Genomic DNA, 14,946 nt, shown 5'->3' on the forward strand with positions numbered 1-14,946 from the left:
TTTCTAATTACATGAAACCAGCGATTTTCCACCAAGGGATACCGATTACGTAGTTCAATACTAAACATACAACAGCGGAGATAAGACCAACTGTCCACCAGTCTTTTACATTGTTGTAACCAGCGGAGAAGATGATTGGACCAGGAGCCGCACCGTAGTGAGTTACGGAACCGCCATAGGAATTTGTACCAATTAAGATGAACGCTAATAATGTAGGATCGATTCCTGCGTTAATACCAACGATCAAGAATACTGGAAGCATTGCAGAAATGTATGCTGTACCTGATGCGAAGAAGTAACGAACCGCAACGGAGATTACAGAGATAAGGATAAGCATCATGAATGGATCTAAACCAAAGTTCATGTGAGTTTCTAAGAACTTAGCCAACCATTCGAAGAATTTTCCTTTGGTCAATGCAGAAGATAAGCCCAAGATGCCACCAAACCAAATCAATGTGTTCCAAGCTGCTTTAGTTTTGAGCAAATCATCCCAAGTAATAATGCCACATACAAATGTAGCAATCATCGCTACGATAGCCACTGCTGTAGCATCAATTTTAATACCAAATGTTGGAAGGATCCAACCTGTGATTGCAAGTAGTGCGATGGCGATAAGGCCTTTTTCAGACGCTTTCATAGGACCTAATTCTGCTAAACCATCAGCCGCAATTTTCTTGTTATCAATTTCTTTGACGGATGGACGTTCATACATATAGCCGATGAACGGAATACACATTAACATAATGAAGCCAGGTACGAACATAGCTAATGCCCATTGTCCCCAGTTCAAGGATACACCAGTCAATTTAGTAATGAAGTCTAATGCCAATAAGTTTGGCGCCATTGCTGTAGCGAATAAGAAGGATGTTACCTTTGTTGCAAAGTAACCATTCTGTAAAAGGTACGCACCTGCTTTTTTTGCAGTCTCACCAGGGTAAGAACCAACAGCTTCAGCGATGGACAAGTTGATAGGATATACGATACCTGCTGCACGAGCTGTGTTGGATGGAGTTGCTGGAGACAAGATCAAGTCAAGGAATGCCGTTACATAACCAAGACGAAGTGTTGTACTACCAAAAGCACGAACCAAGTAGTATGCGATACGATGACCAAGGCCAGTTTTACCAAATGCAACAGATAATGCAAAAGCTGCAAAGATTAACCATAATGCTGTATTGCTGTAACCAGCTAATACATCTTTAGTGTTGCTCAATAAGATAGAAGATGTAGCAACACCTAATAATACCGTAATAGGAACTGGGAATGGTTTTAATACCAAGCCCACGATAGTTGCTAAATAAATACCAAATAATTGCCATACTTGCGGTTTGAGACCATCTGGTGTGCCACCAAACCATGTGATTGCGACGATAGCAGCCATAACGCCAACGCGCCATAATTTGTCTTTCATGTGTGTCTTTCCCTTTCTGAATTAATTTAGGCATACATAAAATCATCTAGTCTTCAACAACATAATCGCTCGCGACGTCGATTACATTGATTAAGTCTACACTCATTATATATGTTTAAAAGAAATATGAATAATAGATTACCTTTATAGGGGTTATAAAAACTTTTATATCTACTAATCATACTTTTTATGCATTTTAAGCATAGAATTATAGTCCCAAATGAAAAAAATGCATGTATACCTCCTCAAAAGGATATACATGCACTTACATGGTACTATATTAATCTTAATCTATATTATGAGTTATTATATCGAAAAAGTCCAATACTGAAATAGCATGGATAAACAGTTAGAAAACCTCATAGATATGCTCTATTGATAATTCCTAGGACTTATATTCTCTAAGTATACTATTATCTACAACGGTGTGTTCCTTGTAATAATTACGGACATATTCAATAAAGGTTTTAACAACGATTAAATTTTCCGAATCTTTTGTGTACACCATATTGGTATCACGGGTGATATATTCACCATTTTTACTGCGTAATGGACTCACATAGATATCTTTGTCCTTACAGGATCCAAGTCCCATATACGTCAAGATAGACCATCCTAGACCTGCGCGCACAAAGTGACGACACGTACTCATAGAATTTACGTCCATCGCCACACTTGGAGGCTCGTCAAAATGTTCTGCACACCAAGTTTCAATAATATTTGCCACCGATGCATCTGTTTGGTATTTAATGAACGGTACCTTTACTAAGGATTCAGGCGGCACTAATTCTTTATATACAAGACAATATGGCTCTGCTAGTAACAGTTCAGACTTACCAGACACGTCATAGCCACCACGAGCAAAGGCGACCATACAGTCACCAGTATTAAACATTTTTACCACTTGATGGCTGAAAGCAGTCTTCACTTGGATATGAACATCAGGATATTGTTCGCGGAAAGCTCTCAATAAAGCCGGTAGTTCATAATCTGCAAAGTTGATAGATGATGCGATTTTCAAGGTCCCTTGAATCTTGCCAGAAGCGGAGTTCATAGCGTGCTCCAAAGCCTCTTCTTCTTGCATCATTCGCTTACAGTAATCATAGAAAATTTCGCCTTGTGCCGTGAGGGCAATCCCCTCAGCAGTCCGCAACAACAGAGAATGGCCCAAGGCTTTTTCCATATGGCGCAACCGATAACTCAACGCTGGTTGCGATAAAAATAATTTTTCTGCAGCCCTTGTAATATTGCCTTCATCGACAACAGTAACAAAGGTTTGCCATTCTCTATCGTCCATACAAACTCCTTTATTATCGCTTATTACCAAAGATGCGTAATAAGGATAAGAATAAGTTAATGAAATCTAGGTATAGGCTCAAAGCGCCTGTGATTTCAATGCGGTCTAAAATTGTTTCATCCTCCATGAGCGCCACTTGTGTCACATTATTCTTAATGCGGTTCACATCGATAGCTGTAAAGATAGAGAATACTACAACACCTACATAACCTAGAACTAAACTAACAGTATCACTAAAGCCACTGAGTACAGTCCAGTTAAAGAAGCGGGCCCCCATCATCACCAAGGATACGATGATCATGCCGAACAATGCCGCCATCACATATGGTGTAAGGGATGATAAATTACGTTTAGTTGTAGCCCCTACCACTGCAAAGCCAATGAAGAAAGCAAGCGTACCTATTAACGCCGGAATAACAACATCAAACACATTGTATCGCAATGATACCAAAGTCAATGTGAGACCATTCAAAGCACTATAGAGGAAGAACATACCTCGTAACGTCATTACATTAGCAGAATATGCACGAGCACTAAAAAGGAATACCACACCTAGCTCTACTAATAAGATAATATTAAAATTTTGGTACGCAAAGCGTAACCAATTTGGATTCACTAATGCAGCAAAGCCAACACCAATAGTTGTAAGTAAGCCTACAACCATCCATAAAAAAGAGCCTTTTAATCGTTGGGATACGATACTTTCAACCTGTGCAACCTCAGCTGCAGTAGGTCCTGTTACATTATATGGATTCATACTATCCCTCCTTATTTAATTATCACTTATAGAGATTATCGAGCATTGGCAATGCCCGCAAACACCTTACCACGTTCGCCATCGATAGTCACTTCTTGACCTTCAAGAAGCACTTCATGAGCATTTTTAGCGCCTAAGATAACAGGAATACCATAGGTAATGCCCGCAATAGCGCTGTCCGATGTATAACCATCTTCTACGGCAATAATGCCACCTGCTCGTTTTGCAATAGCCATCAATTCAGGCTCAATTGTGCCTACCACAAGGATATCACCATCTTTGAAACTTTCATAATTACCCTTATGATTAGCCGCAATGTATACATTACCTGTAACGGATTTACGTAAAATACCATTGCCAGACAAGAGTACTCGACCTGCAATGTGAACGCGAATCATGTTTGTAGTACCGGTTGCACCGGATGGCACACCAGCGGTAACAACTACAAGGTCACCAGACTCGATAGCCCCAGTACCAAGCGCACCAGTAATGGCTTGTTTTACCATTTCATCGGAGTTGATAATTTCATGTCCCTTAATAGCCTCTACGCCCCAGCATAATTGCATGCGACGAATAGTTTCCTCATGAGGTGTGACAGCGATGATTTTACAATCTGGACGATGACGCGCCACGCTAAGTGCGGTGTGGCCAGATTCAGTACATGTCAAAATAGCAGCGGCCCCGAGATTTTGAGCTACGCGCACACTAGCCAAGCATACGGCGCTTGTAGTAGTCATTTCTTCATCCTCACGAGCGCGGCTATAGCTATCGTAAATAGCAGCCTTTTCCGTTACCTCTGCAATGCGAGTCATGGTCGCAACAGCTTCTATAGGATAGGAACCATTGGCTGTTTCACCAGATAACATAATCGCATCGGTACCATCCAAAATGGCGTTAGCTACGTCACTTGCTTCCGCACGTGTTGGACGTGGATTTTGAATCATAGACTCAAGCATTTGTGTCGCCGTAATAACGGGTTTACCCAAGTTATTGCATTTTTCAATCATCATCTTTTGAAGTACTGGCACTTCTTCTGCAGGGATTTCTACACCGAGATCGCCACGCGCAACCATGAGGCCATCAGCTACTTCCAAGATTTCATCGATATTTTTAACGCCTTCTGCATTTTCGATTTTCGCGATAATCTTGATATCTTTTTTCTCAGACTCAAGAATGCGGCGAATAGCCACAATGTCTTTACCGCGTTGCATGAAGGATGCGGCCACAAAGTCTACCCCTTGTTGACAGCCAAAGCGCAAGTCCGCTTCATCCTGTTCAGATACAGGTGGCAAGCTTAGTGCTACACCTGGTACGGCTACACGCTTGCGGTTGCCGATTTCCCCGCTATTTTGAACAGTTGTAATGATATTATTGCCTTCGATAGCATCGATGGTAAGTGTTACAAGCCCATCAGCCAATAGAATTTTATCCCCTACGGACACATCACCTGTAAGACCTTTGTGGTTCACGGAGCTAAGCTCTTTTGTGCCTTCCACATCATCTGTAGTCAACGTAAATGGTTGACCAGCTTCGAGGAATACCTTGCCTTCTTTAAATAGACCGAGACGAACCTCAGGGCCTTTTGTGTCGAGCAATAATGCGATCGGTTTATTCACAATCATCGCTGCATCGCGCACCATTTGCATGCGTTCTGCTTGCTCTTCATGGGATCCGTGAGAGAAGTTAAAACGAGCTACGTTCATGCCCGCCCGCATCATATCTTCTAAGATACCAAATTTATCCGTTCCCGGACCTACAGTACATACTATCTTTGTACGTTTCATCTTTCCTCCTATGAAAGCACATCCAAGATTGGATCTTTCATTTCTTATTATATCAATGTTGGTGAAAGCTATCTGTGCCTCACACAACATATGTTATTGCACCTCTACGGAGCCTTCACCTAAAATAGATTCAATAGCCCTGATGGATTCATCACTAGGGTCAAAGCACATATTTGGTGGCAGATTAATCCGTTTTCGTTGACGGTGTAAATATAATGACGTTGGCACAGAGCCAGCAGTGCTAGTCAACACGCGTTTTAAGGCTTCGCTATTTTCTGGTGTATCATATTGGCTATAAATGTGGATTGCCACCTGTTTTGCCTGCCCATAGTTTACCTTTAATGGCGTAATACGGTCTGCAATGATTTGCACACCTTTTTCATCCGCATCAACCCGGCCTTTTACCTTAACAATCATATCGACTGCAATGAATTGCTGGCTTTGACTAAAGACCTTAGGGAATGCCACTACATTAGCCGCACCAGAATAATCTTCAATGCGAAGAATGGACATAACCTCATTGCGCTTCGTCATGCGGTCTGATTTATTTTCGATGAGACCGCCAAAGGTAATGGTTTGACCATCGTATTGCTCTGGATTTTCTACGAGAGCGCCCAGTTCAAAGAGGCCCTCCAACTCCTTCGCATATCCTTGCAATGGATGCCCCGTAATGTAAAAGCCGGTATATTCCTTTTCATCCTTTAACTTATCGTCTTCCGATAAATCCTCCACATTGGGAACAGGGATAAAATCGACAGATTCTTCCATATCGCCAAAGAGGTTCATAGTGCCCATAGCGGCATCCTTTTGCTCTTTAGCACCAACGGCTTGTGCGCTTTCATACATGTGCAACAATTGGTTACGATTTTCCTTGAAACCATCCATGGCACCACAACGAATGAGACTTTCAAGCAATCGTTTATTAACGACCTTATTATCCACCCGTTTGCAGAAGTCCACGATATCCGTATATAGACCATGCTCATTGCGCTCAGTAATCAAGCGATCGATGGCATTGTCCCCTACGTTCTTGATACCGCCAAGCCCGAAACGAATAGCATCGTCTTGTACGGCAAAGCTGCGCTCAGAATAGTTAATATCTGGACCTAAAACCTTAACATTGTGCTTCTTGCAGGAGTTGATGTAATACGTCAACTTTTGCATGTTCTGCATGAAGCTCGTCATGGTAGCCGCCATGAATTCAGGGAAATAATGGGCTTTCAAGTACGCCGTTTGGTACGCGATATACGCATAAGCCGCACTATGTGATTTATTAAAGCCGTAACCAGCGAAGTATACGAGCAAATCGAATACTTCATTCGCAACGGACTCGGTAATACCGTTCGCTACAGAGCCTTGAATAAAGGACTCCCGTTGTGCCTTTAGAACAGATTCCTTTTTCTTGCCCATAGCACGGCGCATCAAGTCCGCTTGACCAAGGGAGAAACCACCCATGGCGGACGCAATCTGCATAACCTGTTCTTGGTATAAGATTACACCAAAGGTATCTTTTAAAATCGGTTCTAAAATTGGATGTAAATAGGTAACCTCTTTTTTACCGTGACGGCGGTCGATAAAGTCCGCCACCATCCCAGAGCCTAGTGGGCCTGGACGATACAAGGCTACCAATGGAATTAAATCTTCAAAATGCTCAGGCTTAAGGTCCATTACAAGCTTTGTAATACCTTCCGACTCAAGCTGGAATACACCAGAGGTGTCGCCTTTTGTGAGAATGTCACACGCCGCCTTATCATCAAGCGGAATGGCATCTAAGTCTAGGTCAATACCACGGTTCGCCTTGATGAGCTTTAAGGCATCCCCCATAACCGTCAAGGTACGGAGGCCCAAGAAGTCCATTTTTAAAAGCCCTAATTCCTCGATGTTATCCTTATCGTACTGCGTTACAAAGCCTTCATCGTTGGCATTTTGTACTGGTACGTGGTCATCTAGAGGGTCCGCAGAAATTACGACGCCCGCCGCATGCGTGGACGAATTTCGCGCTATGCCTTCTAGCTTTTTACCAAAATCAAATAATTCTTTAACGTTTGGATCAGCTTCGTATAAAGCCTTTAACTCTTTACCTTGTAAAGCCTTATCCAAGGTAATCCCTAGTTCGTTGGGAATCATCTTAGCGATGCGGTTCACTTCAGCCAGTGGTAAGTCCAGCACGCGACCTACGTCACGAATTACGGCACGCGCTGCCTCTGTACCAAAGGTAATAATCTGGGATACGCGCTCCTGTCCGTATTTTCGCGTTACATATTCGATAGCTTGACCACGTTTTTCATAGCAGAAGTCAATATCGATATCGGGCATACTGACACGTTCCGGATTGAGGAACCGTTCAAAGAGCAAATCGTATTTTAATGGATCAAGACCTGTAATACCTAATAGATAGGCTACTACAGAACCAGCTGCAGAACCACGACCTGGACCTACTAAGATATCGTGCTCACGGGCATATCGTACATAGTCCCATACGATGAGGAAGTAATCCTCAAAACCCATCGTACCGATAACATCTAACTCGTAGTCGAGACGCTTTTGTAACTCTTCAGACGTTTCACCATAAAGGCGTGGAATTTCTTGTTCACAAACCTTACGTAAATACGTTTTAGACGTTTCCCCTTCTGGCACATCAAAGTGAGGCAAGTGATGTTCGTCGAAGTTGAATTCTACGTTACAGCGCTCTGCAATTTTTAATGTGTTTTCAATGGCCCCAGGAATATGAGAGAACAACTGCGCCATCTCATCCCCGGATTTCAAATAGAACTCATCATTAGGGAACTTTAAGCGGTCCACTTCGGCACGGCGGCGGCCTGTAGAAATACAAACCTTAATATCCTGAGCGTCTGCATCCTCTTTTAAGACATAGTGGAAGTCATTAGACGCTACGATGCCAAGACCGTATTCCTTGCTGAGCTTAATGAGCTCCTCTTGTGCCTTTGCTTCTTCTGGTAACCCGTGATTTTGGATTTCCAAGAAGAAATTGTCTTTCCCGTACGTCTCAATATACCATTCGATGGAACGCTTCGCGCCCTCCATATTATCTTGCAAGATATACTGAGGGATTTCTCCTTGAATACAAGCACTAAGGGCAATTATACCCTTGCTGTATTGGCGCAATAAATCACGATCTGCACGAGGACGATACAACATACCTTCTGTAGATGCTTTAGATACGATTTTAACGAGATTACGATACCCTTCCATGGTCTCAGCCAACAAGATAAGATGTTTTAGTCTTTCACGGCTGCGACCTTCTGGACGATCGAATCGGCTATTTTCCGTTACATATACTTCACAACCAATGATAGGCTTAATGCCTTGGGCCATACACTCTTTATAGAAATAAATGGCGGCGTACATATTGCCGTGGTCTGTAATGGCAAGGGCCGGCTGATTTAACTCCTTCGCACGACGTACCATGTCAGGCAAACGACTGATGCCGTCCAGCAAACTAAATTCTGTATGACTATGTAAATGTACAAATGGCTGCATGGTACACCTCCTTTAAGGGCGATGAGCAAAATACACGTTCAATGACTTCTTGCGGACCTTCCAATCTGGCAAAAACTGTGCCACGAGATTGTGAAAGTTCTTGGAATGGTCTAAATATTTAAAATGGGCAAACTCATGAACCATAACGTATTCAATATACGCCTGTGGCCCCTCTAATAAGCGGGTATTCATCTTAATGAGCTGCTTTGCAGGCGTACAAGAACCCCAACGGCTCTTCATGCGCTGCTGCTTTATGGTTGGCATAGGTACATCAATACCTTGCTTGTGAAAGCGCTGATATACGACCTTCGCCCAGTGGACAAAGACCTTCTCCCCTAAATTACGCCAATAACTTTGCATTAATTTATGCTTTGCTTCAAAGGTCGTACCACGAGGTACTACCATGGTAAGGATGGCTTTTCCGTCAAAGCCGATATGAGGCTTTCCATCCTGCTCAACTAGGCGTAAGGTAACGAGAATACCAAGAATTGATAAGCTTTCACCATTCACATACTGCAACGCCTCAACGCACTTGGCATTCAATGCATCAATCTTGTAACGAGCCCGCTCAATGGAGGGCATATTTTCGATGACAAATTTATCCACCACATAATCCGGTATGTACCCATTCGCCGACACATGGATCACACCATCCCTGGTAATGCGCATGTTCATGTTCTTCACACGCTTGATGGTTAACTCATATTCAATTCTGTCGCCATTATAGGTAATAGACCTAGTTGTTGAAGTATTCATACCTTTTATTTTATCATAAAACACTCATAAAATCGTAAAATTCTAGTGATTTTAATAGAATGACTTAGATTTTAAGTAATTCTGATTTTTTACTATTTTGTAATATAAAAATGACACCTATACCAAGCCCTTATGGGTGGTATAGGTGTCATTAAAATAATCTGTAATATCAAATTATTTATTAGTATAGAAAAGTCTTAATAAATACATCACAAGCTTGTCTTACGAAGCATCCAAATCACCAAAATATTAAGCATATTATTTTACTTTAACAATAATAGAACGATTAGGATATCTCATCTTCTTATCTTTCAACCGATTATAAATATCCTGTTCCTCAGAAGTTAGGTCTGCCTTACTAGATAAAATATGTATGTGAATTGGTTTCTGTTCTTTTTCTAGCTCTTTTTTCTCTATCAAATAGTTGTTTAAAGTATATTTTTTATAATTTTCATCGGTTTCCTCATCAAATAAATAGTATATTTGATCTAAAATTAAATCAATTTTTAGAAAACCTGTTTTTCCATAACTATATAGATAGTTTAATTGTGATTCGTAAGAGTATCCATTATATTCTAATGTGGACCCAGTTTTATTATCCAATATATAATTTTCACCCTTGGAATATCCCAAAAAATAACGAGGTTCATATTTATATGAATTAGATTCACCAATATAGATTATTGAGCATACTGCTAAACTCAAAATACTTACCAAAATAATTAATATATATTTCATCTCTACTATGCTCTCACTTCAGCTTAAATAACAGTATCAATTTGAATTCCATATTTAAAAGGCTTTATAATTCTAGCTCTCTGTTCTAAATATGCAATATTAGCTGCAGCAATTAATGCACTCTCCTTTGATGCACTCATTACCATAGACCATAGTTTATCTATATACGCAGTAGAAAGCTCTGCCGGAGGAATAGATCCGATTTTATTATCGTAATCAGGAAGCCATTCAAAATTATATAAATCTTTTGCTTGCCCAACCACATGAACTTTATCTTCAGAAATTTTTGTCATTCTAACACCAATCTTTAATTTTCCGAATGCAGCTTTAGCATTACCAAATGCAGCATCTATTTTATCATAAGACACTCATAAAATCATAAAATTCCGGTAATTTTAATAGGACTTATTTAATATAAGTAACATAATACTCCTCTTTAATTAAGAAGTTTTATATTTAATGACTACCGCTTAAACTGATCAAAAAATAATAAAAGATTCCAAGTCCTAACTACGTTATTAGAACTTGGAATCTAAAATTATACTGCTATTAAAAAGAAATTCGGCTACCTTGTGATTGAAACCTTCCAGGCGCTTCTGACAATTTCTTATATATATCAAATGTTTCAGATGGACCTAAACTTTCAATCGGTTGTAATATCATATTATCACCGTAATACCATTGTTGTAATCTTGTAAAATTATTTATAATTTCAACATCTTCTGGATTTAAATAATATACAATAATTGTATTGCTCTCTTGATTAATAATAACATAGACATCATCATTCATCGCATAAATTTTATCATTAATAATATCCATCGAAATACCTTTATTAATGAGATATACACTGTTGGCCTTATCAAAAATTGTATTGTATCTGCTATCAACTACATACCGATACTGTAAATCATGATATAACCAACCCCCACCTATAAAGAGAAATAGACCAAATATACCTACCAATATCGTGGATAACTGCAGTAGACCTTTAATAAAAACAATTATTTTATTCATATTTGTATATTAGTAATATTTCTCCATAAACTCACGTCATCTTATACTCAATAATATCTCTATTATAAATAATAAATCTAGTTGTTGAGATATTCATATCTTTTATTTTATCATAAAACACTCATAAAAACTTAGAAATCTGGTGATTTTAATAGAACTACTTAGATTTTAAGTAATAATGATTTTTTATCATTTTGTAATATAAAAATGACACCTATACCAAGCCCTTGTTGGTGGTATAGGTGTCATTATAATAGTATGTAATACTAACCTACTAATCTGAGTAAGATAATTCTAAAGATACTTCACCATTAGCTGTTAATATAAATATTAATCCAGAGAACGGATTTTGATTATAGAATTTAAAAGTCTCAATCATTGATAAAATTTCATTCTTTAAATTATACATAACTTCCGAAATAATAGCCGGCTCTTCATCATTATTTTCTACATACTTTGTAATATATGAATCATCCTCAGTTTTATAAACCAAAAGCTCTACAGAGGAATTATTAACATTCATATCAAAGTGTAATTTAGCACGATGCCAATTTAGAGGCGTTAACTTGTATATACTTTTGGCTACTTTATTATAATGTTTTTCAAGTTCCGATTCTAAGCTTTTATGCTTTAACTTAAATGCCTTATCAATGGCAGTATAATTTTTTGCTAATACACGAGATTCCATATCTTCCAATAATAAAACACCTCGTGGACCTTTTAGCATTTCTTTATATACATCCGGATCAAATTCATCTTCATTTTCCAAAACACCAAAGTTTTTATATACCCACTTATATCTATTTTGGAGCCAGCAATCGTCAGTTACAGGGTCATTATGAAATTCACAATGTGGCTCATAATCATCGCGTGAAATATACATTGTTCCCCACGTCCATTGTTCTGTAGAGGCTTCATGAAGTAAACGTACATACGTTAAAATCTCACTAGTTCCAGCTTTTATAGATTTTACTTTTTCATCACTGCAATTATATAGCAAATCTCCATAACTAATGATTGAACCAGCCGGGGTTTTTACATAATAACAAGCCGAACTCATACCTGATTCTGTACATTCAAAAAACAAATAACACTTATACCAATGTATTGGCATACAATCAATAAGTATATCTCTTATTTTATTAATATATATATCCATATATCCTCACATTAATTATTAGGAATTTCGTCAGAAAATCTTCTATTCCTCTTACATCATCATTAGTAATGATTCGATGTTTATCTAAATCAAGAAATGTTAGGTCATAACCTAAATAATACCAGCGATTATTGTTAGTATTTAGCATCATGGTCTGAGTTCATTAGCATTTTTCTAACGTTATATAAAGCCTCTTTTGAAAAGTCTTCTAGCTTAGTTTTCTTAAATAATAATCATAAGTATATATACAACTTAAAAATCTTCTAGAATCTATAATCCTAAGTCTATAAACTCCCCTGAAACTTTAATCTGCCAAAACATCCCTTTAGTAGCTTTTAAATCAATGCCTGTTTTTAACTTGTCAAAACTCACATCATAAAATGGTAATAATATCTGTAATGATGCTAATTTTGCTTTCATAGTAATTAAATCTTTACTTAATTGCCCGGATATATTAGTATCCGCTATCTCCTGTAAATTGGAAATACATGCTTGAAGATCTTCATTCTGAATACGTTCACACGTATATATTTCAGACAAATAGGTCTGTTTAATACAACTTAAGATTGATTCAGAAATGAATTCAGGTTTTTGTAAGACTTCATACAATCCTAACAAAAACAACGCCCAAAATATCTCCTCTACATAATCGGTAAAGAAATAGATACCGAACTTCTTTTCATCATGTGTAGAAATCTTTAACACTTCAGATAAAGTATTACCCTCTAACTCCCGTTCTATTAAAGCAATCCAACTACTGCATTCAATATCATCTAACGTATCATTTAATGCTGGTATAGGGATTCTACGAGCCATCCACTCATCAACATCCTCTAAACTCATCCCATCACCAATTATATTTAACAGTTTATCGGACAGATGTGCTTTTCTACACATTAATCGAATTAACATACTAAATATGTAATATTCTAAAATGGTCAAGTCAATATAATTTCGTCTATATGCCTTAACAGCACCCAATATAAAGACCATTAAAAATGTATCTAAGCTTTTTTTACTTTTAAAATAGATCATATTTATACCTCTATCCACTAATTTATTCTAGCTTAAAATCTATACGTTCATCATTAACCCGTTTTACTTAGTGAATTATAATAGTCCATTATCCATCAGCAAACCCAACAAAGTAAATATTGCAAAAAATAAGAAGATACTCAAAATAATCCTTACTACACATCTCACTATAGGCTTAGCTGAAGTAAAAGATTCTATACTATCATGATTACCAATCAACTCAGGAATACAAATAAATGCAATTAAAAATCCTATAGCCTGAATTGTACCTTTAACCTCATAATTTGTATCATATAAATTCAAAAAAGAATCAAAGAACTCCATCGATCTACTAAATCTCCTTATAATTAAGATAATACATACTAAATAGAATATTTACATTCCTATCTTTTTCAAAACTAACAACTCCATCAAATCAACTCGTTAAAGTACTCTCAATTTTTACTACACAATATTATGAATATAAATATAATATATTACTACTTTTTATTAACATAATTATCTCTTAATTGTAACAAGATGGTCCGTTCGTCTTTCCCAATTTCATCAAGACTATTTAATATGGTTAGATAATCGCCATAGTTATATTTCAACATAGTAATTAAAGAGTCTCTAACCTTTTTACCAGCAATACTTTCATCAAAATATACTTGTATATTATTTGTTTCTTTATCAATGATAATAAAACCACTAACATTAAATATTAAGATTTTAGTAGGAGTCTCTTTTATTCCTCTTACGTCATTTGTAATAATTAGATGCTTATCTAAGTCGAGAAATGTGGCTTCATAGCCTGAATGATACCATCGTTTATTATAATATTTAGCACCACGTTCTGAGTTCATCAGCATTTTTTCAAAGTTATCTAAAGTCTCTTTTGAAAAAGCTTCTAACTTAGATTTCTTATTAACAATCATCTTAGATCTTGAATAATTAATTTTATGCTTGCCAGTCTCATCACCGTAAATTTCAAATTCTAGAACATCTAACATGTGATTTCTAATATCATATCGACCGATTCCATCATAGCCTAAATAATAATAGTAAGGCTCATCAAGATATACGGCTAAAATACGACTAGAGACGGTTTCTTTAATTGATGTATCTACTAATTCATGGGACTCATCCAGAATAACTATATTATTAGGAGAACCATCGTGATAATAATACTGATAAATAGTGGTACTAATAATTGCTATAACAATCAGTATTAAAGAACAAATTTTTTTCATACCAAACTACCTAAGCTATATAATCAAATAGCTTCATACAAAACACCAACATCTTTTAATAATATCAAATATCATATCTAATTAATAAATATTTATTCCCCTTCTATAATTCAATTATATGTTAAACTAGCGTATACCACCAACGAATATTTTGTTATGTTGCGGCAAAAAAAGTACCATCTATCAAGGGACGACTTATGTGTCGTTTAGCCCCAAATAGATGGTACTTTTTATAATTAAGTTAATTAAATTGTTTAAA

13 protein-coding genes are annotated in these 14,946 nt (G+C 37.4%); all 13 read right to left on the reverse strand.

Annotated elements, in window-relative coordinates; translation table 11 throughout:
- Positions 1-7: 7 nt before the first annotated feature.
- Entirely contained in the window at positions 8-1,411 is a 1,404-nt protein-coding gene (locus tag E6X37_RS09175) for an anion permease (protein ID WP_008715021.1), read from the reverse strand.
- Between the two features lie 385 nt (positions 1,412-1,796).
- Complete coding sequence (locus tag E6X37_RS09180; protein ID WP_060919687.1) at positions 1,797-2,708, reverse strand: LysR family transcriptional regulator; 912 nt, start codon at positions 2,706-2,708, stop codon at positions 1,797-1,799.
- 13 nt (positions 2,709-2,721) lie between these two features.
- Entirely contained in the window at positions 2,722-3,465 is a 744-nt protein-coding gene (locus tag E6X37_RS09185) for a Bax inhibitor-1/YccA family protein (RefSeq protein ID WP_004695271.1), read from the reverse strand.
- 35 nt (positions 3,466-3,500) lie between these two features.
- A complete protein-coding gene (gene pyk, locus E6X37_RS09190) occupies positions 3,501-5,249 on the reverse strand; it encodes a pyruvate kinase (RefSeq protein WP_008715016.1) in 1,749 nt (582 codons plus the stop codon).
- Between the two features lie 93 nt (positions 5,250-5,342).
- A complete protein-coding gene (locus E6X37_RS09195) occupies positions 5,343-8,750 on the reverse strand; it encodes a DNA polymerase III subunit alpha (protein ID WP_195213287.1) in 3,408 nt (1,135 codons plus the stop codon).
- Between the two features lie 12 nt (positions 8,751-8,762).
- The gene (locus tag E6X37_RS09200) at positions 8,763-9,530 is read right to left on the reverse strand and encodes a M48 family metallopeptidase (RefSeq protein WP_077707603.1); all 768 of its coding nucleotides are present in this window, start codon (positions 9,528-9,530) and stop codon (positions 8,763-8,765) included.
- Positions 9,531-9,764: 234 nt separating this feature from the next.
- Positions 9,765-10,244: a hypothetical protein gene (locus E6X37_RS09205; RefSeq protein WP_077707604.1), complete on the reverse strand. Its 480-nt coding sequence runs from the start codon at positions 10,242-10,244 to the stop codon at positions 9,765-9,767.
- Between the two features lie 23 nt (positions 10,245-10,267).
- The gene (locus E6X37_RS09210) at positions 10,268-10,612 is read right to left on the reverse strand and encodes a hypothetical protein (RefSeq protein WP_229039603.1); all 345 of its coding nucleotides are present in this window, start codon (positions 10,610-10,612) and stop codon (positions 10,268-10,270) included.
- A gap of 181 nt (positions 10,613-10,793) precedes the next feature.
- Positions 10,794-11,066, reverse strand: coding sequence for a hypothetical protein (locus E6X37_RS09215; RefSeq protein WP_187658824.1), 273 nt, complete (start codon positions 11,064-11,066; stop codon positions 10,794-10,796).
- Between the two features lie 469 nt (positions 11,067-11,535).
- Positions 11,536-12,420 (reverse strand): immunity protein YezG family protein, encoded by an 885-nt coding sequence (locus tag E6X37_RS09220; RefSeq protein WP_077707606.1) that lies wholly within the window; start codon positions 12,418-12,420, stop codon positions 11,536-11,538.
- Between the two features lie 270 nt (positions 12,421-12,690).
- Positions 12,691-13,455 carry a DUF3969 family protein gene (locus tag E6X37_RS09225; protein WP_077707607.1) on the reverse strand — a complete coding sequence of 255 codons (765 nt, stop codon included), beginning with the start codon at positions 13,453-13,455 and terminating at the stop codon, positions 12,691-12,693.
- A 75-nt stretch (positions 13,456-13,530) separates the two neighbouring features.
- On the reverse strand, positions 13,531-13,779 hold the full coding sequence (locus E6X37_RS09230; protein WP_012864733.1) for a hypothetical protein: 249 nt from the start codon (positions 13,777-13,779) through the stop codon (positions 13,531-13,533).
- Positions 13,780-13,934: 155 nt separating this feature from the next.
- Positions 13,935-14,687: a hypothetical protein gene (locus tag E6X37_RS09235; protein ID WP_012864734.1), complete on the reverse strand. Its 753-nt coding sequence runs from the start codon at positions 14,685-14,687 to the stop codon at positions 13,935-13,937.
- Between the last annotated feature and the right edge of the window lie 259 nt (positions 14,688-14,946).

The sequence above is a fragment of the Veillonella parvula genome, from assembly GCF_032550495.1.
In the GTDB taxonomy this organism is placed as follows: Bacteria; Bacillota; Negativicutes; order Veillonellales; family Veillonellaceae; genus Veillonella; species Veillonella parvula_G.